Here is a 20,651-nt window from a genome sequence, read left to right as displayed (position 1 = left end):
GCGGTCGCCGCTGAACCCGGGGCGGCACGTTCCGGCCGGGCGACTCCATGATCATGGGAAAGATCTGGCTATCGGGGCGGCCAGATCTTTCCCATGATCATGAGGTCGAGCGACGCGGCGGCGGATGGCGCGCCTCGGCGGCGACACTTCCGAGCCCCGCGCTCGAATCGTCGGCTTATCCGGGGCGACGAGGGGCCGTCGGGCTGAACTTCGCGGATCCTCGATCTCTGACCGACTCTACACGGCATGTATACACACCAGGTATACATGACGTGTAGAGTGCTCGGCATGTCCATCGGTCAAGCGTTCCTGGGGCTGCTCGAGGCCCACCCCCGGCATGGGTACGACCTGAAGCGCGCCTACGACGAGCGCTTCGGCGCCGACCGGCCGCTCGCCTACGGGCAGGTCTACGCCACGCTCTCCCGCCTGCTGAAGCACGGCCTGGTGACCGTAAACGGCGTCGAGCCCGGTGAGGGACCGGACCGCAAGCGATACGCGATCACCCCGGCCGGCGTCGCCGACGTCGAGCGGTGGCTCGGGCAGCCGGAGAAGCCCGAGCCGTATCTGCAGAGCACCCTCTACACCAAAGTGATCCTGGCGCTGCTGACCGGCCGTCCCGCCGCCGGGATCCTCGACACCCAGCGCTCCGAGCACCTGCGGCTGATGCGCGAGCTGACCCGCCGCAAGGCCGCCGGAGACCTGGCCGACCAGCTCGTCTGCGACCACGCCCTGTTCCACCTCGAGGCCGACCTGCGCTGGCTGGAGCTGACCGCCGCGCGCCTCGACGAGCTGGCCGGGACGGTGCGCGCATGACCTCGTTGCTGTCGGCCGAGCATCTCACGAAGTCGTTCGGTGCCACGCCGGCCCTGTCGGGCGCGTCGATGTCGGTCGCGGCCGGCGAGATCGTCGCCGTGATGGGGCCGTCCGGCTCGGGCAAGTCGACGCTGTTGCACTGCCTCGCGGGCATCGTGCGGCCCGACTCGGGCGTGGTGCGCTACCGCGACCGCGAGCTGTCGGCCATGTCCGACGCCGGCCGCAGCGCCCTGCGGCGCGGCGAGTTCGGGTTCGTGTTCCAGTTCGGGCAACTGGTGCCCGAGCTCACCTGCCTGGAGAACGTCGCCCTCCCGCTGCGGCTGGACGGCGTGCGGCGCCGGCAGGCGCAGCGCCGGGCCGCCGGCTGGCTGGACCGGCTGGAGATCGACGACGTGGCCGGGAAGCGCCCCGGCGAGGTGTCCGGCGGGCAGGGGCAGCGGGTCGCGGTGGCCCGGGCGCTCGTCACGGGCGCGCGGGTGGTCTTCGCCGACGAGCCGACGGGGGCACTCGACTCGCTCAACGGCGAGCGGGTCATGAAGCTGTTCACCGCCGCGGCGCGGGAGAGCGGCGCGGCCGTGGTCCTGGTGACCCACGAGCCGCGGGTCGCCGCCTGGTCCGACCGCGAGGTCGTGGTCCGCGACGGCAAGGCCCTCGACCTGGAGCGCGCGGCATGAGGCGCTCCCGGGTGCGGCGCTGGGCGGCGGAGGTCGGGCTCGGCGCCCGGCTCGCCCTGGGCGGCGGGCGGGAAGGACTGCTGCGGACCGGGTTGGCCGCCCTCGGCGTCGCCCTCGGCGTGGCCGTGCTGCTGCTGGCGGTCTCGGTGCCGACGATGCTGGCGGCGCGCCAGGCGCGGGTCGATCTCCGGTACGGCGTCGACACGCCGGCGCCGTCCGACCGCACCGTGCTCTCGCTGGCGCTCGACAGCATCCCCTTCCGCGGACGCCCCGTTTACGGCCGGTTCGTCCGGCCGGAGGGCGCGCATCCGGTCCTGCCGCCCGGCGTGCGGTCCCTCCCACCGGCCGGTTCGATGCTCGTCTCCCCCGCCATGAAGGAGCTCCTCGACTCGCCCGACGGCGCGCTGCTGCGCGAGCGCTACCCCTGGCCGATCGCCGGCACGATCGGCCAGGCGGGGCTCGTCGGCCCGAGCGAGCTGGCGTTCCTCGCCGTCCGTGACGACCTGACCGTCGACACGCCGCAGGTGCTCCGTCTGGGTTCGTACGGGTCACGCAGCACCCGGGATCCGCTCGACCCGTTCCTGCTGCTGCTCGTCGTCGTCATCGTCGTCGTCCTACTCATGCCGGTGGCCATGTTCGTCGCGGCGGCCACCCGCTTCGGCGGCGAGCAGCGCGACCGGCGTCTCGCCGCGGTGCGGCTCGTCGGCGCCGACGCCGCCATGACGCACCGGATCGCGGCCGGCGAGGCCGTCGTCAGCGCCTCGCTCGGCGTGCTGCTCGGCGGCGGGCTCTTCCTCATCGGCCGGGTGCTCGCCGAGCGGTTCGAGCTCACGGAGCTCAGCGTGTTCACCGCAGACGTGCGGCCGGTGCCGGCACTGGCCGCCCTGATCGTCGTGGCCGTGCCGCTGGCGGCGCTCGCCGTGACCCTGCTCGCGCTGCGCCGGGTCGTCGTCGAGCCGCTGGGGGTGGTCCGGCGGGACGCGGCGCGCACCGAGCGCCGGCTGTGGTGGCGGATCATCCTGCCCGGCGCCGGGCTGGGCACGCTCGCCCCGCTGTCCGGGTCGAACGGCGCCGGGCTCAACCCGTGGCAGGCCGTCGGCGGGGTCGTGCTGCTCCTGCTCGGCGTCGCCACCCTGCTGCCGTGGCTCGTCGACCGGCTGGTCGGCCGGCTCGGCGGCGCCGGCGGCCTGTCGTGGCAGCTAGCGGTGCGGCGGCTACAGCTCACCGGCGGCAGCACGGTGCGCGCCGTCAACGCCATCGCCGTCGCCGCGGCGGGCGCGATCGCCCTGCAGATGCTGTTCGCGGCAGCGCAGGCGGGATACACGGAACCCACCGGGGCGGACCTGAGCCGCGCACAGGCGGTCACGGTCGTCACCGACTCACCGCTGGGGCCGGTCCGCGGCCCTGCCGACGTCGACGCCGCGCTGCGCTCGGCCCGGGGGGTGACCGGCGTCAGCACCTATCGGCGGGAGTCCGGCTGGCTCGGCAAGGAGTACTACGACGTGCTGATCGGCGACTGCGCGGTCCTGCGCGACCTCGCTGACCTGCCGCGCTGCGCCGACGGTGACGCGTTCCTCGTCGTCGCGCCGGACCTGGCGGGCAAGGCGGTGACGCTCGGCGACTCGTCCGGCGACCCGCCCGACGACCTGCGGTGGACCGTTCCGGGCGCCGCACGGCCCGCCACGGCGTATCCCGACCAGTACGGCAACGCCCGCCGCGGGGTGCTCGTCACGCCGTCGGCGGCGCCGCCCGCGGCGGCCCACGCGGCATACGTGTCCCTGGTCCGCCTCGACACCGCCGACCCGGACGTCGCGGAGCGCCTGCGCACCGCGGCCGTGCGGGTGAGCCCGACGACGGACGTGTCGATCCTGCGGCGGCAGACGACCGCCACCAGGTTCACCAGCATCCGCAACGGCCTCTACGCGGGCGCGACGGTGACCCTGCTGCTCGTCGGCCTGAGTCTGCTCGTGTCGACCCTGGAGCAGTTGCGCGAGCGCCGGCGCACACTCGCGGCGCTGGTGGCGTTCGGCGCGCGACGCGGGACGATCGGCTGGTCGATCCTGTGGCAGACCGCCGTGCCCGTGGCACTGGGGCTGGGGCTCGCCGCCGTGCTGGGAGTCGGCCTCGGGGCGGTCCTGCTGCGGATCGTCGGCGTGCCGATCCGGGTGGACTGGGCGAGTATCGCCTCCGTCAGCGGGATCTCGGCCGGGGTGGTGCTGCTGGTGACGGTCGCCAGCATGCCGGCCCTGTGGCGCCTGATGCGCCCCGACGGGTTGCGCTTCGAGTAGGACGGGACGGCTCGGACAGGCGGCTCAGGCGAGCCGGTCACGCACCCAGCGCGCCAGCTCGCCGGCGGTCTCGTCCGGGGTGGTGAGGTCGGTCCGGATCGCCGTCGGCACGGTCCGGCGCAGGTGGGCGGCGAACGCGAGGTGCCGGTCGACCGCCCGCTCGCGCCACTTCGGCCGGGCCTCCAGCCGCGCCCGGCGGACGTCGTCGGCGCAGTCCAGGACGGCGAAGTGCAGGTCGGTCAGCCAGCGGCGGCCGGGCAGGTCGTCGAGCTGCTCCAGGGTGAACGGGCCGACGAGCACGGTCGGCCGGCCGCTCTGCGCGGCGCCGTGCGCGACGCTCAGCCACGCGTCCCGGAGCGCGGGCCAGTCGACGTCGCCGAACTCGCAGGCCCGGCGGAACGGGCCGATCAGCCAGTCGACGTCGAAGACCACGCAGTCGGCCAGCGCGGCGGTCAGGTGCGGCAGGACCGTCGTCTTGCCCGAGCCGGACGCGCCGGTCACCACGAAGAGCGGCAGCCGCCGGGCCGGGCGGCGCGCTCCGCAGGCCGGGCAGACGGCCTCGTCACCGACCGGCGCCATGACGGTCGCCACCTCACACTGCTCGCAATAGTGCATAAATCGATTGTCCAACCCGCCGGGTGAGGGCCGTCCGCCCGGGATCGGCGACGGTGGGGCCGTGCGTCGCACCACGGTTGCCGTCCTGCTCGCCGCCTGCCTGCCGTTGAGCGCCCTGCTCGGGGGGTGCACCTCCCAGGAGTCGGCCGCCAAGGTGGTCAAATCACCCGTGACCGACCCCACGGACTTCCACCACGGGCCGGCCGACACCTCCGCGGGTGGTGACGCGCTCGTGGACGTGTCGACGCTCGCGCGGCGCTTCGAGGTGCCGTGGGGCATCACGTTCCTGCCCGACGGCGGCGCCGTGGTCACCGAGCGGCAGACGCGGCGGGTCCTGCTGGTCGGGCCGGGCCGGCAGCCGGACGGCGACCTGACCGTCCGGCCCGTGGGGCGGGTCGTCGAGGCGACCGCCGACAACGAGGGCGGCCTGCTGGGCATCGCCGCGTCGCCGAACTACCGCACCGACCGGACGCTGTACATGTACTACACGACCCGCGACGACAACCGGATCGCGAAGATGCGGCTCGGCGGGCGCCCGCACCCGATCGTCACGGGCATCCCGAAGAGCGGCATCCACGACGGCGGTCGGCTCATGTTCGGCCCCGACGGCTACCTCTACGCCAGCACCGGCGAGGCGTCGCACACCGAGAGCTCGCAGAGCCTCCGCAGCCTCGGCGGCAAGACCCTGCGGATGACCACCGAGGGCAAGCCGGCGCCGGGAAACCCGTTCCCGGGTTCACTCATCTGGTCGTACGGTCACCGCAACCCCGAGGGTCTCGCCTGGGACAGCAACGGGAACATGTACTCGACCGAGATCGGCGAGGCGGTCTGGGACGAGCTCAACGTGATCCGGCCGGGCCGGAACTACGGCTGGCCGAGGATCGAGGGCATCAAGGGCCAGCCGGGGTTCGTCGACCCGGCGGCGGCCTGGCGCCCCGAGGTCGGCGTCAGCTCGGGCGTCGCGATCACCGGGGACACCGCCGTGATCACATGCCTGCGCGGCCAGCGCATCTACCTCGTCACCCTCGACGGCACGATCGCCCGCGACGTCAGCGCCGGGGAGGACGGGCCGGTCTCCGGCCCCGAGACGGGCACCATCCGCTGGCGACCGCGGGCCGGCGTGACGTCTCGCCCGATCGAGGCGCTGACCGGGAAGTACGGCCGCCTGCGCACGGCGATCACGGCCCCCGACGGCAGCGTCTGGATGATGACCTCGAACCGCGACGGCCGGAAACCCGGCGGCCCGGAGTCCGACGACGACCGGATCCTGCGCCTGACGCTGCGCCCCCGGTGAACACGTCCGGCCGGTGCTCGACGGCCGCCGAGGGTCGGCGTCCGGCGACCGCGAGCTGACCCGGGACGGCGCTCGACGACCGTCAGCCGACCAGGCGGCTGAAGAAGTCACCGAATCCCGTGCCGATACGCGCGATTCCGCCGAGCAGCCCCCGCACCACGCGTGCGGCGGAGTCCGGGCGAAACGCGACGAAATAGACGATGAACACCCCTGCGGCGTACATCAGCGTCTTCTTCAGTGTCATCAGGTGCCCCGTGCGTGGATAGTCCAACCGGCCATGTACCGGTCGGCCAGCTACCCGTTCGGCACCGACCTAACCCGCACAGGGCGAAAGATTGGGCGACTCAACGCGATCCGGGCGGCGCCGCCGGTCAGGTCGTGCCCGCGAGCTCCGCCGGGGTGTGCTCGACGCCACCGCACCAGACGCGGGTGATCGAACGGGTGGCCCGGATGTCGTGCAGCGGGTCACCGTCGACGAGGACCAGGTCGGCGCGGTGGCCGGGCTCGATCGCGCCGCGGTCGACGAGTCCGAAGTGGATGGCCGGCAGCACCGTCGCGGCGCGCAGCGCGTCGAGAGCGGAGAGCCCGGCGTCGACGAGCAGTTCCAGTTCGTGATGGAGGCTGTCGCCGTGGCTCGGGTGCGCCGGTGCCTCGGGGGTGGAGTTCGCGTCGGTACCCGCCAGGATCGGCACGCCGGCCCGGTAGGCGGTGGTGACGCTGTCGCGGGCCGCCGCGTAGCTGGCACCCGGGTAGAGCGCGCCGGACCGCGCCGACGCCGCCACCACACCCTCCATCATGGTGAGCGTCGGGATCAGCTCCTGGCCGTCGACCGCCATCCGGTCCGCGGTGTCGCGCCCCAGCGGCTGGTCCAGCGGCGCGTGCGTGAGGATGTCGACGCCGGCCCGCAGCGCCTTGGCCACCGCCTCGCCGGACGTGACATGGGCGACGACCTGCCGGCTGCGCCGGTGGGTGGCGGTGACGAGCGCGTTGAGCGTCGCCTGATCGTGGCTCGGCTCCGGGTCACTGATGATGATCTTGAGGTAGTCGGAGCCCTCGGCGAGCCGTTCGGCCACGAAGCGTTCCGCCTCATCGGCGCCGGTCACGACACCGCGCTCGCCGAGGACGGGGATGCGGGTGTGCCACGACCCGGGCGCGACGGCGGGGATGCCGGCGCTGCGGATGTCGGTGAGCCCGCGGGAGATCCGCAGGGCCTCGACGAGCTCGGGCGGCCCGCAGGCCATGTCGAGGGCGGTGGTGACCCCGAAGCGCGCCAGCCGCTCGAGCGTGGTCCGTCGGTCGAGATGCAGGTGGGCGTCGATCAGTCCCGGCAACGCGACCGCGCCTTCGCCGTCGACGACGCGGGGCTCACCCGTACCGCCGCCGAACCGCTCCCCGTCGATGACAATGGTGTCCGGCGGGTGCAGCCGTCTGCCGTCGAAGACCCGGACGTTGCGCACTTCGGTCCGCATAGGCCGAAGATGCCCCGAAGACCGCCCCCAAACCCCTTTCTTCCGCGTTGATCATGCACTTGTGGTGCTTGACAAATCGGACATCGCGGGAGTGTCCAGGCACCACAACTGCATGATCAACGCACTAGGAAGGGGTTTGGGGGCGGCGGCGAGACCGCCGACCCTCGTCGATCTGGTTCGCGTGCTCGGAGCGGGCCGCCCCGCAGGTCAAGCGCTTCGACGAGCGGAAACCCTTACGACTGCTGATCCGGCACGTACTGCCCGAGCGCCATCGCGATCCCCGCGGCGATCTCGTCCGCGGTGGCGGTGCCGGAGGCCTCGATGGCCGCGACCCAGGCCTGGACGGAGTGCCTGTTGAACTCCACCACCTCCGGGGAGTTGGCCGCCGCGACCGGGTCACCGATGACCTCGTCCCGGAGGAACAGCCCGAGCGCCATGATCCCGCCGTCCCAGCCGGGGCCGACGAAGAGCGCACCCGCGCCGCTGCGGGCCGTCTCGATCGGGACGGTGTGCTCGAGCACGAGTTCGGTGCGGCTGCTCGCCGCGCCGGACAACCGCACCTCGACCAGGCTGTCGGGCGCGCCGAAGGTGACCTTGAACCGGCGCGGCCGCTCACACTCCAGCACGTCGCCGCCGGCGTTGCCCTCGAGCTGGAACGCGCCGCCGGCACGCAGGTCGCCGCTGATCGGCATGAACCAGCGCTTGATGCGGTCCGGATCGGTGAGCGCGTTCCAGACGTCCTCCACGTCGGCGTCGTAGGTCCGGCTGATCACGACGCTGACGACCTCACCGCCCTCAGCCGGCCGCCTGACCACGTCGCGATGGATGGCACCGATCTCGTTGATGATGTCGATCATCCGTTTTTCCTCTCTCGTTCCTGCTTCTCTTCGAGGCGCCGCTCACGTCTGCCCCGGGCCAACTCGATCGCCAGGGCGTCGAGATGCCGGTTCCAGAATCTGCGGAACCGCTCCAGCCACACGTCGACCTCCCGCAGCGGCTCGGCGTCGACGGCGTAGAGACGGCGGGTCCCCTCGGCGTGAACCGATGTGAAGCCGCTCTCCCGCAGCACCCGCAGGTGCTGGGAGACCGCCGGCTGGGAGATGCCGAACTCCTCCCGGATGACCGCGGTGATCGCACCGGAGGTCTGCTCACCGTCGGCGAGCAGCTCGAGAATCCGGCGCCGCACCGGGTCACCCAGGACGTCGAACGCGTGCACGAGCCAAGAATGACAGTCCAGACTTATATAAGTCAAGGCTTAATAAGTCCGACACGCTGACGGGTGACCGCCGATAATCGGCGCTGCTCGCCCGGTATGTTGACGCGCGTGAGAAGGGGCCGATCGCTCATCGCACTCGCCGTCGCACTCGCGGTCGGCGGGTGGCTGCTGGCCTCGGGACCGGCGCGTCAACCCGTACCGTCGCGGCAACCGGCGGCACTGAGAACGGTGACGCAGCAGCCGGGCACCGTCCCGGCGCGGCTCGCCGACGGCACGCGGTACACGCCGGTGTTCTACGCCGACGCGACCACGTCGGTGGGCACCGTGCCCACGACCGACGGCTCCGCCGAGCGTCTCGTGCTGTGGTCGGCGGGCGCCGAACGGGAGCTGCGGCGCGTCCCGCGGGAGCGGTACCCGCAGTTCCTCGGGTTCACGGTCGCCGACGGCGTGCTCTACTGGGCCGAGTCGACCGCGACACCCGAAGGCCCGTACGAGACCCGGCTCTGGCGCGCCGGCCTCACCGGCACCACGCCGGCGGCGTCGCTCACCGCGGACACCGGCGCCGCCGTCTTCTTCGACTCGCAGTTCGACCTCGTCGTCGCCGAGGGCCGGCTGCACTGGATCGCCGCCCCGCCGGACGAGTCCGAACAGACCGAGCTGCGCAGCGTGGCACTCACCGGCGGAACGGTCAGCGTCGAGCGCTTTCCCGGACGGTACCGCTGGACGACCTGGCCCTGGCTGCAGAGCGCCGACCAGCAGGGCGGCCCGTTGCGGCTGGTCGACAAGGCGACCGGCGAACGCCGTACCGTCACGACCAGCTCCGCCGAGACGGCGAGCTGCACCCCCGCCTGGTGCCGGTCCCTGGTGCAGACCCCCGACGGCGACAACCTGCTCGACGTGATGCGCCCGGACGGCAGCGAACGGCGCCGCATCCCCGGCGACGTCAACGCGGTCACCGTCGACGTCGGCCTGGTGGACCGCTTCGAGCTGGTCACCGAACTGGACGGGCAGAAACTGCGCCTGCTCGCGTACGATCTGCGGTCCGGCACCCTGACCGTCCTCGCGACCGACGTCGGCGTGGTCACCGCGCGGGGCTGCGTGGTGTGGTGGTCGCCCACCCCGCGCGATCCGGAGACGTGGTACGCGCTGGACCTGCGGACGCTGGCCTAGACCTCGTGGTGCTGGCGCTCGTCGCCGGCCTCGGGGTCCTCGGGCACCTGGGTATCCTCGACGTCCCTGTCCTCCTCGTGGGCGCGCCCGGTCAGGCCGTCGACAACCGCGTCGATGGGCTGGCTGATGTAGTCGAACGCCGGCACCGCGATCTCCTCGGCCTCGTCACGGACGGTGTCGAGATCAACGGCGTCGTCGACGCGCGGTACTGCCATGGGGTCCTTGTTCGCCATACGGTGCAGGTATCCCGCCGGGATGGCGACCAAACCCCTCCAGCGGCACGCCGGTCACCCATGCGCCTGACTCCCGCCGCCGGCTCGCCGCCTGGCGGACCGCCGGGGGCGGGCCCGGTTCTACAACCGTATGGTTGTGCAAACTGGCGGTTGTGGGTACGGTTCGGGGCATGGTTGTCGTGGAGGACGAACTCAGCCTGGTGTTCGCGGCGCTCGCCGATCCGACCCGCCGGGCGATTCTCGAGCGGCTCGCGCTCGGGGACGCCACCGTCAACCAGCTCGCCGAGCCCTTCGCGATGAGCCAGCAGGCCGTTTCCAAGCACCTGAAGGTCCTCGAACGAGCCCGCCTCATCACCCGGTCGCGGACCGCGCAGTCGCGGCCCTGCACGCTCGACACCGTGCGGCTCGACGCGGCCGTCGGGTGGATCGACCGGCACCGGCGGATCTGGGCCGACCGGCACGACCGCCTCGCAGCGCACCTGCGGCGGATCCAGAAAGGTACCGACGTATGACCGACATCGGCGAGCTCGTCTTCCGGCGCGTCCACCGTGCCCCGCCGGAGCTGCTCTTCGACTGCATGACCACGCCGGAGCACCTGGCCCGTTTCTGGGGGCCCACCGGATCCTCCACACCCGTCGAGAACATCGTCGTCGACCTGCGGCCCGGCGGCGTGTTCGAGACGACCATGGTGAGCGACGCCGACGGCAGCACGTACACGATGCGCGCCGTCTACGTCGAGATCAGGCGGCCCGACCGGCTGGTCTGGATCGAGACCGACGTCGAGGGCGGCATGAAGACCACGATCACCTTCACCGACCTCGGCGACGGCCGCACCGAGGTCGTCACGCACCAGACCAACGTCCCCGCGCAGTACCGCAGCGCCGAGGCCCGGGCCGGCTTCGCCACCAGTCTCGACCGGTTCGACGCCTACCTCAAGCAGCTCACCGAAGGAGTGTGACCCGCTATGCCGACCGTCATCTCGGCCGACGGCACCACGATCGCCTACGAGCGCACAGGCGACGGCCCGGCGCTCGTCCTCGTCGACGGCGCCATGTGTCACCGCGCCTTCGGCCCGATGCGGCCCCTCGCCGAGCACTTGAAGGAGCGCTTCACCGTCTACACGTACGATCGGCGCGGACGTGGGGAGAGCGGCGACACCCTGCCGTTCGCCGTCGACCGGGAGGTCGAGGACATCCGGGCGCTCGTCGCCGCGGCCGGCGGGACGGCGTGCCTCTACGGGATGTCGTCGGGCGCCGCGCTCGTCATGGCCGCCGCGGCGCGCGGCGGCGGGATCACGAGGATCGCGCTCTACGAGCCGCCGTTCGTGGCGGAGGTGGACAGCGCCGACGGAGACGGCGGCGGCTCGGCGAAGCGGTACACCGAACAGCTCACCGAGGCGCTCGCGGAGGGCCGCAAGGGCGACGCGGTCGCGCTGTTCCTGTCCCGGGTCGGCATGCCGCCGGAGCAGGTCGCGGGCTTCCGGGCCTCCCCCGGCTGGGCGCCGCTGGAGGCGATCGGGCATACGCTCGCGTACGACGATGCCGCGTGCAACGGCGGTCACGTGCCGATCGGCATCGCGTCGAGCATCCGCGTCCCGACCCTGGTCCTCGGCGGCGGGGCGAGCCCGCAGGTGCTGCAGGACGGCGCGCGGGCCGCCGCCGAGGCGATCCCGGGTGCCGTGCATCGCACGCTCGACGGGCAGACCCACGACGTCGCCCCGGCCGCGCTGGCGCCCGTGCTGGCGGAGTTCCTGCTGGCGGGCTCCCAGTAGACTCGGTGGGCATGACGACCCTGACCCGCCGCATCGCCCGGCACAGCATCGTGGTCACCGCCGCCATCGTCCTGGGCCTCGGCACCCTCACCGCCTGCAGCACCGACAACGTCGACTGCACGACCAACGCCTGCACGGTCACGTTCGACCGCGGGGTGAATGCCGAGTCGTCGGTGCTCGGCGTCGAAGTGAAGCTCGTCGGGGTAGACAACGGCGTGGTCAAGCTCGACGTGGCCGGGACGACGGTGAGCGTGCCGGTCGACGGCACCGCGCAGGCCGAGGGCTTCGACATCACCGTGCAGAAGGTGACGGACGAGGAGGTCGTCGTCCGGATCCAGACCAGTTGACCGCTCGCGGACATCGAAGCGCGCCGCCGGTGAGCCGGCGGCGCAGCGCCCCGGACATGGGCGTCTGGCGCTCGCCCTGACGGCGGTGCCGCTCGCCGCGGCACGAACCGCGGTATGAGCATGCTCTGTCGCCGCGCTCGGTTCGCCAACGGGGGACTCACGGGTTGGCAATTTCGACATTCGCGGCCAGGTCCAAGCCCCCGCCCACCTCACCGGTGCGGAATGGCTCGACCTGGTCGTGCACGTCGCCGCCTGAAATGAACACGCCACCCCCAGCCAGTCGTTGCAAACGTTCCGACTCCGCCCCCGTCGAAGTCGACACACTTGGTCACGGCTCCGCCGAGGAGCGCGGCACCCGAGATGCCATAGCTCCACATGAGAGCGCGGCGAAGTGAAGACTCAGTCGAGGTCGAGAAGCTCGAAGGCCTCCTCGGCATCGTTCGCCAGCTTCGTGGCGATCAGGCGGGTGCGGTCCAGCGAAGGGGACAGCAGGCGGTACTGGCCCGTCCACGACCGCAGGATCGTGCCGTCCTCGGCCCGGATCAGCCACACGCCCACCTTGCCGTTCACGGTGGCGCAGACGGCGACCGCGGGCCGGCCGTCAACCACGACGACCGCCAGGCTCCGGGGCGAGCGGAAGCCGTCGAACACCCGGCTGGCCGCGGTTGCGCCGTCGACGGGCATCCGGAACACGGCCGCCTCCGCCTGAGCCATCTGACCGCTGCCATTGGCCGGGGCGGCGCGGGCGACGAAGTACAGCGTCCTCCCGTCGCCCGTGAGCGCCGGCCATCCCCCGTCGCCGGTCTTGCCGCAGGCCGGCCGCGCGGTCTGCGCCCGGAACAGTGCGTCGGGCCAAAACACCGTGTCGCGCACAGTGACCTGGTGGCCGAGTGGGCGGAACCCCGCCCGCGGGTCGAAGAGGCCCAGACTCTGGCAGTGCCCGTCCGCTGCGGTGATGTACGCACCGGCGAGGCCGGGCAGCACCACAAGACCCGTACCCGAGAACTCCGGCAGCACGACCAGGCGCCGATGCTCGCCAGTTCCAGTGTCCAGCGTCGTAACGACACCACCACCACCACCACCGCTGCCGTCGGGGCAGTCGGCGGCGGCAGCCAGGACGCCGCTGGAGACCTCCCCCAGCGCGCTGAACCCGCCGGTCGGGCAGGCGTCCGCGGCCGGGCCGACGGGGACCCGCTCCAGTGCCGAGCTGCCGTCCACCGGTCGGCGCCACAACCCGCCCGGCTCACTGAGCCGACCGTAGTAGAAGTACACCCATCCGTCGGCCGACCACACCATCGCGGTGACGGCACCGCGCCGCAGATCCGGCTCCTGCGGCGACACCGTAGGCGCCGGATCCGGCCCTGAGGTGCGGATACAGGCAGTCAGCGCAGCCGCGCAGACCACCGCCGAAACGGTGGTCCGCACGACCCGCAGGATCGACGCCCTCACGACGCCCACTGCAACATCACCCGCTGTCAACGAAAGACTCCGTAGTTGTAGAAACAAGCGCCACGGCAGCCATCATCCAACACCCACCCCTTCACGAGGTGCACCGTCTCCGTGTACGAGAAATGGGTCGGATGCTTAGCGAGCATCGCGCCGTAGTCCGCTCCGATCTTGTTATTATGCATGTCGATCTTTGACTGTTCCGAGCCCCACGAGTGGTTCACACCGTTGGCCACGTGGTTGACGTCCATCTCATGGGCGGCTCCGAGCAGCAGCGCCTCATGCTCGGTGAGGCCGGACGGCCAGGTCGCTGATGCTCTGCCCGCCGTCGGCGAGCATCACCGCCAATATCGACCGCGACCCGGCCCGGGTCGTGACCGGTGTCCCCCTGCCGCAACCCGGTCAGGGCGTCGCTGAACGCCTGCGTCAGACCGGCGGCGTCGGCGAGGTCGGCCAGGAGCCGGGTTCCGGCGTGGGCGACCACGCCGGTGCCGTCGGCGGTGACGGTGAGTTTCGGTCGGGTCCGGGTAATCTGCATCCAGAAATTGCCTTCCGTACGGACGTGATGAGACCTTCGACAAACCTCATTGTCCCAGTTCAGAAGGCACTTACGCGTTTCTGGCCCACCCAGTGGATCACCGATCCTGAAACACCCGGGCCAGGGAACTGGCGCCGCAGCTATTTCGTAACGAACGTATAAGCCGCAGCCACAACAAGTCCACTACCCGCCAACACAAACATGCACCCCAAGAGCCGCTCAAGGACAACAAGCAGAAACTGTCGCTGCTGTAGATCCTGCTCCGTTCGACCCTTCCGGAGCGGACTGATCGGCCGCACCAGGTTCGAGGCGAGTGCAATGTGCTTGGTTGTGATGCCCCGGAAATCGGTGGCGAGGGCAAGGCCCACCACCACGAATAGGAGCCCGAAACCAAACATAATGGCCGCTTGCATCAGTCGATACGCTCCGTCGCCGTCAGAAGCCAGGGAAGGGATGCCACTTTGGCATATGGGGGCCAATCTGCCAGGTGAAGGGCGTCCACGTACCCCCGCCATAGAAACCCACACCGGCCCCGATCGCGCCACCATGCCAAGTGTCCGAATGTCCGTTCATGTCGGCGCCGACGTCACCCTTAACGCCGCCAATGTAGCAGCCGCCCGGGCCATCACCCATGCAGAGCAACCAACCGACCGGACCTTGATCGGCCGGCTTAGCGCTGGTAAGGCCGATTGTTCCGGTAAAACCCAGGCCTACGCCAGCTGCTGTAGTCAAACCGACGGTGCCATCCTGATAGGACACGCCGAGGCAGTACATGAAGCACGCCGATGCCCCGATCTGTACATATTTATCGATCCATTCCGCAGATTGACACGCCCAGTTCAACCATGAAACGCACTTCACCACGGGTTCATCGGAGCAATGCAGGTATCCACAGCCGTCGGGTGCCAGCTCATTGCGCTCAATAAGAGGCCAATTACCCTTGGTTTTACCGGCCGAGCCGTCTTTACTCTTCGGAGGCTTTCCAGAAGGCACCACGACGGGCGGCTTCTCGCACCCCTGTGGCATAACCATGCAATTCGGCGAGGTACTCGGACGCTTGACTTTCCGAGGATCGGTTCCCCCATTGCCATAATGGGGCGCACCACAGTTCTCTGTATGCTGCAAGCTGCATGGCCACTCCCATGCAGGAGTGTCTCTAGGATCGTGGTCATTCCACAGACCGGTGGGATCGCTGCTGGTGGTCGGGGCGTTGTTGGCGTACGCGTAACCGTTGATCTGTTGCGGATCGATGAAGTCGGTGATGAGGTCGTCGGATGTGAACCGGCCGGTGGTGGGTTCGTATTCGCGGGCACCCAAGTGGGTGAGGCCGGTGTTGTCGCGGGTGCCGTCGACGAAGCCGCGGGTGTTGGGCCACGTGGGGTCGGTGCCGCGGGGGTTGCCGAACGGGTCGCTCTTGCGGCGGGTGGTGGTCAAGGTGTTGGCGTCGATGGCGAGTTGGCCGGTGCCGTGGTGGTCGCTTGCGATCCAGGTGAGGCCGGCCGGGGTCCGGCTCGCCACGGAGCCGTAGTAGCGGGTGCAGGTCGTGGTGGAGCCGACCTTGCGCAGTTCGTAGCCGGGCAGGTAGACGGTGACGCCGGCGGGGTCCTTGGCGACGAGGCGGTTGCCGTCGGCGTCGTAAATGTAGCTGGTGGTGCCGCCGGAGTCGGTGAGGGTGGCGAGGTGGCCCTCGCTGTCCCAGGTCAATGTCTGGCCGGGTTTGCCGGTGATGTTGCGGGTGGTCATGTTGCCCGCGGCATCGTATGCGTAGTTGTCGGTGCCGGTGGCCCCGCCGGTGGCGGTGACGCTGGTCAGGGTGTGGCGTTTGCCGGTGGTGGGGTAGGCGTAGGTGCGGGTGGTGTCGGTGCCGCCGCCGATGGCGTGGCGGACTTCCGTGGTGCGGTTGCCGCTGTTGTAGTTGCCGGTGCCGGTGGCGTAGGTGTAGCTGGTCCAGTATGCGTCCGGGCCGCCGACGTTCGCGGTGGCCGGCGCGGTCTGGCAGGTGGCGGCGGTGGTGGTCCACGCCTCGGTCAATTCGCGCAGCTTGTTGTAGAGGAAACATTCGTTGGACACGGTGGCGCCGGCGCTGGTCTCGGTGATGTTTTTGACGTTGCCAGCCTGGTCGTAGCCGTAGTTCTGGGTGAGCTGCTCCACCCAGGCGTTCGGCGTCGACTGGTTTTCGGTCTCGGCCTTGCTGGTGGTCAGCCGCCCGGTCGCCTCGTCCATGGCGGTCGTCTGCCGAACCCGTTTGGTGCCGGTGCCGTTGATCTGCTGGTACGGCACGCCCCAACCGTAGTAGCTGGTGGAAGCGACGTAGGTGGCGTCCGGGCTGGTCAACGTCAGCGGCCGACCGGTGTTGTCGTACGTGCTGGTGACCGTCTCGGCCGACAATCCGCCAGCGGCCGGGTACGTGATCGTGGCGACGGACCCGTCGACGTTGTAGGTGGTGCTGGTGGTGTAGCTGCCGGACGGCAGGCCGGGCAGGTTCAAGCTCGACGGGATGACCGTGGTGGTCCCCAGGGGCCGGTAGCCGTCGTCGTAGCCGGTGACGGTGGTGGTGTACGCGTCGGTGCCGCTGGTGCCGGTGACGTAGCGGGTGGACGAGGTGAGCTGGCCTTTGCCGTTGGTGGCGGTGTCGTAGATCCATTTCGCGCGTTGGAAGCCGCTGGTGGTGGTGCCGTCGTAGAGGCCGGTCCTGCGGCCGAGCGCGTCGTAGGTGTAGGTGAGGCTGGCGTTGTTGGCATTGGTGACGGTCTGTGGCCGGCCCGCACCGTCATACACGGTGGTCGTGGTGCCCTTGTCCGGGTCGGTGGTGGAGTCGGCCAGGCCGAGCAGGTTGTAGTGGGTCGTCCAGGTGTTGTTGGACTGGTCTTTGACCTCGGTGAGGCGGTCGAGCCGGTCGTATTTGTAGGTGGTGGCGTGGTAGCTGCCGGTGGGCGTGCTGGCGAGGTACTGGCGCAGCTCGGTGGGTTTGCCCCGGCCGTTGACGTAGGTGGTGGTCGGGGTGCCGCCGTCGGGAGGTGTGACGGTGGTGAGGTTCCCGTCGTAGGCGGTGGTGGTCTGCCACTTGAGGGTGTTGGCGGAGTACAACGCGTCGACGGTCTGCCGATCGAGTGCGTCGTAGGTGTAGCGGTGCTGGTTGTTCACCGCGGCATCGGTGTCGGCGAAGCCGACGACCTCGGCGGCCGGGGGGCTGGAGTTCCAGAACGTGGTCGTCTTGACGGTGAGCCCGCGCCCGTCGTACTGGGTGTCGGTGATGATCCGGCCGCCGTTGGCCTGTGCTGCGGGTGCCTGGGTCTGCCGGGCCCGCAGCAGCCCGTCGTAGAGCTGGTAGCTGGTGACCTGGTTGCCGTTGGGGCCGAGCACCTTGGTGGTGACGGAGTTGGGGCCGCCGGTAGAGCGCAGTGTGTAGGTGTATTCGATGTCCGGCAGGCTGGTTGTCGGGGAGGTGTGCGGTTTGAACACCTTGGTGAGCCGGCCCAGCGGGTCGTACTGCATCGAGGTGGTCTTGTTGTTGAGGTCCAGTATGGCGGTGGGCAGACCACGCAGCGGGTCGTAAGTCGTCGTGGTGCTGTGGCCGAGCGGGTTCGTGACCGTCGTCTGGGTCACCGGGTAGTTCGCCGCCGGCGTGTAGGCCGTGCTGGAATGCTGGTCGAGCCGGTCGTAGGTGTCCGTGACACGGCCGTAGGTGTCGTAGCCGGTGCGGCCGGCCTGGACCCAGCTCAGGGTCGTCCCGCTCACCGACGCCAGCGCGGTGGTTTTGGTGACCAGGCCCTTCGTCGGTGTCGCCCCGAGGGTGGTGGCACCGTCGTAGAAGGTTTGGCTGCCGGCCAGGTAGTTGCCGCCGGTCGGGTTCGCCGCGCAGTCGGTCGTGACGGTCTGCGCCGGATAGTTCTTGAACCATTTGGTGGTGTCGGGTGTGGTGTAGGTGATTGTGGTGCAGGTGTCGTCGCTGGTCGGGGTGTTCCCGGTCGCGGTGCCGGTTTCGCCGAGGTCGTTGACCTGGGTGACGAGCCCGTCGCTGTTGTAGGCGTACTCGGTGCGGGTCCACCGCCAGCTACTGGTCGCCGCCAGATACGTGCGTTGTTTGGTGTTGGCGGTCGTGGTGCGGTAGGCGGTGATCGTCCCGGACGGGATCGTGGTGACCCGTTTCGCGGTCTGGGTGACGGTGTAGTCGGTGATCGTCGAGTCCAGCGGGGTGGTGCCGTCCAGCGTGGTCCGTTCCCGGACCATGCCCGCCAGAGCCCGCTGATCGGCGGTCGCCACGGCCTGGCTGTCGGTGACGTTCACGGTGTAGTGCGTGCCGTCGGCCTCGAACCCGTCGTCGTGCAACCCCCGGTAGTACAGCGTCTTAACCCTGCTGGAATGCGCGTCGTCCGGGCCCTGCTTGACCGTCACGGTGGAGTACCCGACATACTTCGACCAGTTCCGGTGCTCCGGCGGAACCATCTCGTTGGTGTCATACGCCCAGAGCTGGTTCACGCTGCCGTCGTTGCTGTAGCCGTAGAACGTCCACACCTCCGGCCCGCCGCCCAGCAGGTCGATGTCACGAATCCAGGAGAACGCGTACTTCTCGTACCAGTCGTAGCTGGTGCCGTTCCACGACGGGTAACACCGGTACGGGTTGTACCGCCAGTTGAACGTCGACAGCAGCGCCTGCGTGCACCCGGATCCCTCGTAGGTGACCACCTGCTGCCGGCCGGTGCCGGTGTCGATACCCGACAGCCGGAACCGCCACATCGGCTCGCTGCCGAACACCCGGTTCTTCAACGCCGTACCGACGAACGTCATCGCCGGCTCGGCCAGACTCCCACCGACCAGCCCGGTGTGCTGGACATTGTTGAGCCACAGCACCGAGTTGACCCCGTCGTACGACGGGAACGTGTACGTCATGTCCCACCGGTCGACATCCCGGTAGGCGCCATCGGCCGTGCTCCACACCTTCGTGGTGATCGTATCCAACTTCGACGGCGTCCAGTACGTCGGCGTCCGCTGCGCGCACGACGCCCACGCCGGGCTGCAATACGTGTCCCACGGCACATCCGGCCACGCCGTGCAGTTCGCCGCCGACGGCGTGCACCGGTTCGACGTACCGAACACGACCTGCATCGGCGCGCTGGACGAACCCTCCGACCCGGCCCGGGTGCCGTACTCGATCCGGTCCAGCGTGACCGTGATGTCATACGGCGCGATCACAGCACCGTTGTTCAACCCGTACGCACCGGTGTACTTCGAGTAGAAGTACGTCATCGAGTTACCACGCGGATCCACGACATAGTCGAGATTCCACCGATACCCCAGGTTGCACCACGACGTGGCCAGAGTGCTCCGATGGCAGTCATCACCCGGGTCATCACCGAACACCGGCTCCACCGCGGTCGACAACGTGTTACTCGGATCGGCGGCGTAACGTTTCCCGGCCCCGAAGTAGTACTGCGTACCGTCCTGGGTGGTGACCCGCCAATACTGCCCATCGGCGGTGTAGTTGCTCGCCCCGTACAACTGCTCGACCCGCAGCCCCGAATCATCCGCGGCGTGCCACCCCGTGCCACCCTCAGTGTCAGCCACCAGCGCAGTGGACTTCCCACCCCACACCATCGTCGCGTTCCACCGCGAGAAATAGCACAGATCCTGAATCGACTGCCCGTCATCCAGACACGACCGGTACGACCGCTCGATGTAGCCGGGCTGGTAGTCCCAACCGTCCCCCAACCACGACGGCTGACCGTTCGCCCCCGACGTCCGCCCATCCACCGAACCCGACGAATACCCCAACGCCACCTCCGGGACCGGACCACCCAACCCCTCCGGCACCACGATCGGATAGTCGTAACTGAACGACCCCGACGACCCACCCTGCGCCCAGCCATACGCCGCCGACAACGACGTCGCCGCGAAATTCCCGGCCACCGGCGACGACACCGCCGCGGTCAACGCAAACACCGTCGGCACCGCCGACTCCCCCGCCAACCCCACCGCCGGATCACCGGCAACCGGCACCGCATCCACCGACACCACCCGCGCATCAACAGTGTTCACCGACCCCGACACCGGCGTCTGCACCTGACACGCCGCCACCTCAGGCGTCGACAACACACACCCCGGCATCGACACCAACCGCAACCGCGACCCGAACCCACCACCGAACACATCCGCAAACCCCGCATACGACACATCCAGCGCCACCCGACCCACCGAACCGACACCATCAGCCCGCACCGCCGAAAACACCACACCCGCCACATGCGCCCGCTCCGCCACCGGCCGCGCCGCCACCGACACCCTCACCCGCGCCGGCCTGCCCCGCGCAGCCGCACCGGCCTGCGCCTCCTCCGCCCGCAACGTCCGCGGCTCCACCGACCCCACCGCACCCCGCGCCACCACCGGCAACCCACCAGGAGCACCGGCCGCGCCCGCAGCCCCACCCGACATCGACCGCGCCGCACCCGACGACACCCCCACCACACCCACCACACCAGACCCACCCACCGGCCACACCATCGCCGAACCCGCCCACAACTTCTTCGTGTCCGCGTTCGCCAACACCGACGCCCTCGACCCCACCGGCCGCACCGGTACTGAACGCTCTTGAGGATTGACCGCACCAGACGGCGACACCGGCGCCGCATGGGCCGGCAGCGCCACCAGCACGGGGATGAACACCACACCCGCGGCCGCAGCGGTCAACCACCGCCAGGCCCGGCCGCGCCCGGACCCAGGCAGTGAGAATGTGTTCCGACGACCGACCATGCGAGCCTCCCGGTGGCGACCATGGAGACA

18 protein-coding genes and 1 pseudogene are annotated in these 20,651 nt (G+C 70.1%); 9 read left to right on the top strand and 10 right to left on the bottom strand.

The annotated features are described in order from the left end of the window. The first annotated feature begins 288 nt into the window (after positions 1–288). From Drose_RS18540 to Drose_RS18530, 3 genes are read left to right on the top strand one after another with little or no spacing between them, the layout of a single operon-like run. Positions 289–813: a PadR family transcriptional regulator gene (locus Drose_RS18540; RefSeq protein ID WP_260729433.1), complete on the top strand. Its 525-nt coding sequence runs from the start codon at positions 289–291 to the stop codon at positions 811–813. After that, a complete protein-coding gene (locus tag Drose_RS18535) occupies positions 810–1,487 on the top strand; it encodes an ABC transporter ATP-binding protein (RefSeq protein WP_260729432.1) in 678 nt (225 codons plus the stop codon). The genes Drose_RS18540 and Drose_RS18535 overlap by 4 nt, the downstream gene beginning before the upstream one ends. Then, positions 1,484–3,775, top strand: coding sequence for an ABC transporter permease (locus tag Drose_RS18530; RefSeq protein ID WP_260729431.1), 2,292 nt, complete (start codon positions 1,484–1,486; stop codon positions 3,773–3,775). Before Drose_RS18535 ends, Drose_RS18530 begins: the two co-directional genes overlap by 4 nt. 24 nt (positions 3,776–3,799) lie before the next feature. Here Drose_RS18530 and Drose_RS18525 read toward each other — a convergent pair whose 3' ends face one another. Beyond that, positions 3,800–4,366 carry an AAA family ATPase gene (locus tag Drose_RS18525; RefSeq protein WP_260729430.1) on the bottom strand — a complete coding sequence of 189 codons (567 nt, stop codon included), beginning with the start codon at positions 4,364–4,366 and terminating at the stop codon, positions 3,800–3,802. A gap of 85 nt (positions 4,367–4,451) precedes the next feature. Here Drose_RS18525 and Drose_RS18520 point away from each other — a divergent pair, with 85 nt between their 5' ends. Beyond that, positions 4,452–5,684: a PQQ-dependent sugar dehydrogenase gene (locus tag Drose_RS18520; protein ID WP_260729429.1), complete on the top strand. Its 1,233-nt coding sequence runs from the start codon at positions 4,452–4,454 to the stop codon at positions 5,682–5,684. A gap of 82 nt (positions 5,685–5,766) precedes the next feature. On the opposite strand, the gene Drose_RS18515 is transcribed toward Drose_RS18520, so the two are convergent. From Drose_RS18515 to Drose_RS18500, 4 genes are all read right to left on the bottom strand, one after another. After that, positions 5,767–5,928, bottom strand: coding sequence for a hypothetical protein (locus Drose_RS18515; RefSeq protein ID WP_260729428.1), 162 nt, complete (start codon positions 5,926–5,928; stop codon positions 5,767–5,769). A gap of 127 nt (positions 5,929–6,055) precedes the next feature. Beyond that, positions 6,056–7,153, bottom strand: coding sequence for an amidohydrolase family protein (locus tag Drose_RS18510; protein ID WP_260729427.1), 1,098 nt, complete (start codon positions 7,151–7,153; stop codon positions 6,056–6,058). 233 nt (positions 7,154–7,386) lie between these two features. Beyond that, the gene (locus tag Drose_RS18505; protein WP_260729426.1) at positions 7,387–8,010 is read right to left on the bottom strand and encodes an SRPBCC family protein; all 624 of its coding nucleotides are present in this window, start codon (positions 8,008–8,010) and stop codon (positions 7,387–7,389) included. After that, a complete protein-coding gene (locus tag Drose_RS18500) occupies positions 8,007–8,369 on the bottom strand; it encodes an ArsR/SmtB family transcription factor (protein WP_260729425.1) in 363 nt (120 codons plus the stop codon). Before Drose_RS18500 ends, Drose_RS18505 begins: the two co-directional genes overlap by 4 nt. Before the next feature lie 108 nt (positions 8,370–8,477). Here Drose_RS18500 and Drose_RS18495 point away from each other — a divergent pair, with 108 nt between their 5' ends. Next, positions 8,478–9,539, top strand: coding sequence for a hypothetical protein (locus tag Drose_RS18495; RefSeq protein WP_260729424.1), 1,062 nt, complete (start codon positions 8,478–8,480; stop codon positions 9,537–9,539). On the opposite strand, the gene Drose_RS18490 is transcribed toward Drose_RS18495, so the two are convergent. After that, positions 9,536–9,754: a hypothetical protein gene (locus Drose_RS18490; protein WP_260729423.1), complete on the bottom strand. Its 219-nt coding sequence runs from the start codon at positions 9,752–9,754 to the stop codon at positions 9,536–9,538. The genes Drose_RS18495 and Drose_RS18490 overlap by 4 nt on opposite strands. Before the next feature lie 188 nt (positions 9,755–9,942). Here Drose_RS18490 and Drose_RS18485 point away from each other — a divergent pair, with 188 nt between their 5' ends. From Drose_RS18485 to Drose_RS18470, 4 genes are read left to right on the top strand one after another with little or no spacing between them, the layout of a single operon-like run. After that, the gene (locus Drose_RS18485) at positions 9,943–10,284 is read left to right on the top strand and encodes an ArsR/SmtB family transcription factor (RefSeq protein ID WP_260729422.1); all 342 of its coding nucleotides are present in this window, start codon (positions 9,943–9,945) and stop codon (positions 10,282–10,284) included. Then, on the top strand, positions 10,281–10,730 hold the full coding sequence (locus tag Drose_RS18480) for an SRPBCC family protein (protein ID WP_260729421.1): 450 nt from the start codon (positions 10,281–10,283) through the stop codon (positions 10,728–10,730). The genes Drose_RS18485 and Drose_RS18480 overlap by 4 nt, the downstream gene beginning before the upstream one ends. 6 nt (positions 10,731–10,736) lie before the next feature. Then, entirely contained in the window at positions 10,737–11,543 is an 807-nt protein-coding gene (locus Drose_RS18475; protein ID WP_260729420.1) for an alpha/beta fold hydrolase, read from the top strand. 11 nt (positions 11,544–11,554) lie between these two features. Beyond that, positions 11,555–11,890: a hypothetical protein gene (locus Drose_RS18470; RefSeq protein ID WP_260729419.1), complete on the top strand. Its 336-nt coding sequence runs from the start codon at positions 11,555–11,557 to the stop codon at positions 11,888–11,890. Between the two features lie 399 nt (positions 11,891–12,289). Here Drose_RS18470 and Drose_RS18465 read toward each other — a convergent pair whose 3' ends face one another. From Drose_RS18465 to Drose_RS18450, 4 genes and pseudogenes are all read right to left on the bottom strand, one after another. Beyond that, on the bottom strand, positions 12,290–13,339 hold the full coding sequence (locus tag Drose_RS18465; protein WP_260729418.1) for a hypothetical protein: 1,050 nt from the start codon (positions 13,337–13,339) through the stop codon (positions 12,290–12,292). Between the two features lie 26 nt (positions 13,340–13,365). After that, positions 13,366–13,587 (bottom strand): hypothetical protein, encoded by a 222-nt coding sequence (locus Drose_RS18460; RefSeq protein ID WP_260729417.1) that lies wholly within the window; start codon positions 13,585–13,587, stop codon positions 13,366–13,368. Positions 13,588–13,618: 31 nt separating this feature from the next. Then, positions 13,619–13,874: pseudogene (locus tag Drose_RS18455) on the bottom strand (IS1380 family transposase); the annotation flags it as partial. A 435-nt stretch (positions 13,875–14,309) separates the two neighbouring features. Beyond that, positions 14,310–19,910 (bottom strand): RHS repeat domain-containing protein, encoded by a 5,601-nt coding sequence (locus tag Drose_RS18450; protein WP_260729416.1) that lies wholly within the window; start codon positions 19,908–19,910, stop codon positions 14,310–14,312. Positions 19,911–20,651 lie beyond the last annotated feature (741 nt).

Source organism: Dactylosporangium roseum (assembly GCF_025264685.1).
GTDB classification, from domain to species: domain Bacteria; phylum Actinomycetota; class Actinomycetes; order Mycobacteriales; family Micromonosporaceae; genus Dactylosporangium; species Dactylosporangium roseum.
Note: the sequence above shows the minus strand (reverse complement) of the source record. Positions and strands in the feature narration are given on the sequence as shown.

Coding starts and splice junctions, on each gene's coding strand:
- Drose_RS18540 (WP_260729433.1), top strand. CDS start 289: ATGTCCATCGGTCAAGCGTTCCTGGGGCTGCTCGAGGCCCACCCCCGG.
- Drose_RS18535 (WP_260729432.1), top strand. CDS start 810: ATGACCTCGTTGCTGTCGGCCGAGCATCTCACGAAGTCGTTCGGTGCC.
- Drose_RS18530 (WP_260729431.1), top strand. CDS start 1,484: ATGAGGCGCTCCCGGGTGCGGCGCTGGGCGGCGGAGGTCGGGCTCGGC.
- Drose_RS18515 (WP_260729428.1), bottom strand. CDS start 5,928: ATGACACTGAAGAAGACGCTGATGTACGCCGCAGGGGTGTTCATCGTC.
- Drose_RS18510 (WP_260729427.1), bottom strand. CDS start 7,153: ATGCGGACCGAAGTGCGCAACGTCCGGGTCTTCGACGGCAGACGGCTG.
- Drose_RS18505 (WP_260729426.1), bottom strand. CDS start 8,010: ATGATCGACATCATCAACGAGATCGGTGCCATCCATCGCGACGTGGTC.
- Drose_RS18490 (WP_260729423.1), bottom strand. CDS start 9,754: ATGGCAGTACCGCGCGTCGACGACGCCGTTGATCTCGACACCGTCCGT.
- Drose_RS18485 (WP_260729422.1), top strand. CDS start 9,943: ATGGTTGTCGTGGAGGACGAACTCAGCCTGGTGTTCGCGGCGCTCGCC.
- Drose_RS18480 (WP_260729421.1), top strand. CDS start 10,281: ATGACCGACATCGGCGAGCTCGTCTTCCGGCGCGTCCACCGTGCCCCG.
- Drose_RS18475 (WP_260729420.1), top strand. CDS start 10,737: ATGCCGACCGTCATCTCGGCCGACGGCACCACGATCGCCTACGAGCGC.
- Drose_RS18470 (WP_260729419.1), top strand. CDS start 11,555: ATGACGACCCTGACCCGCCGCATCGCCCGGCACAGCATCGTGGTCACC.
- Drose_RS18460 (WP_260729417.1), bottom strand. CDS start 13,587: ATGGACGTCAACCACGTGGCCAACGGTGTGAACCACTCGTGGGGCTCG.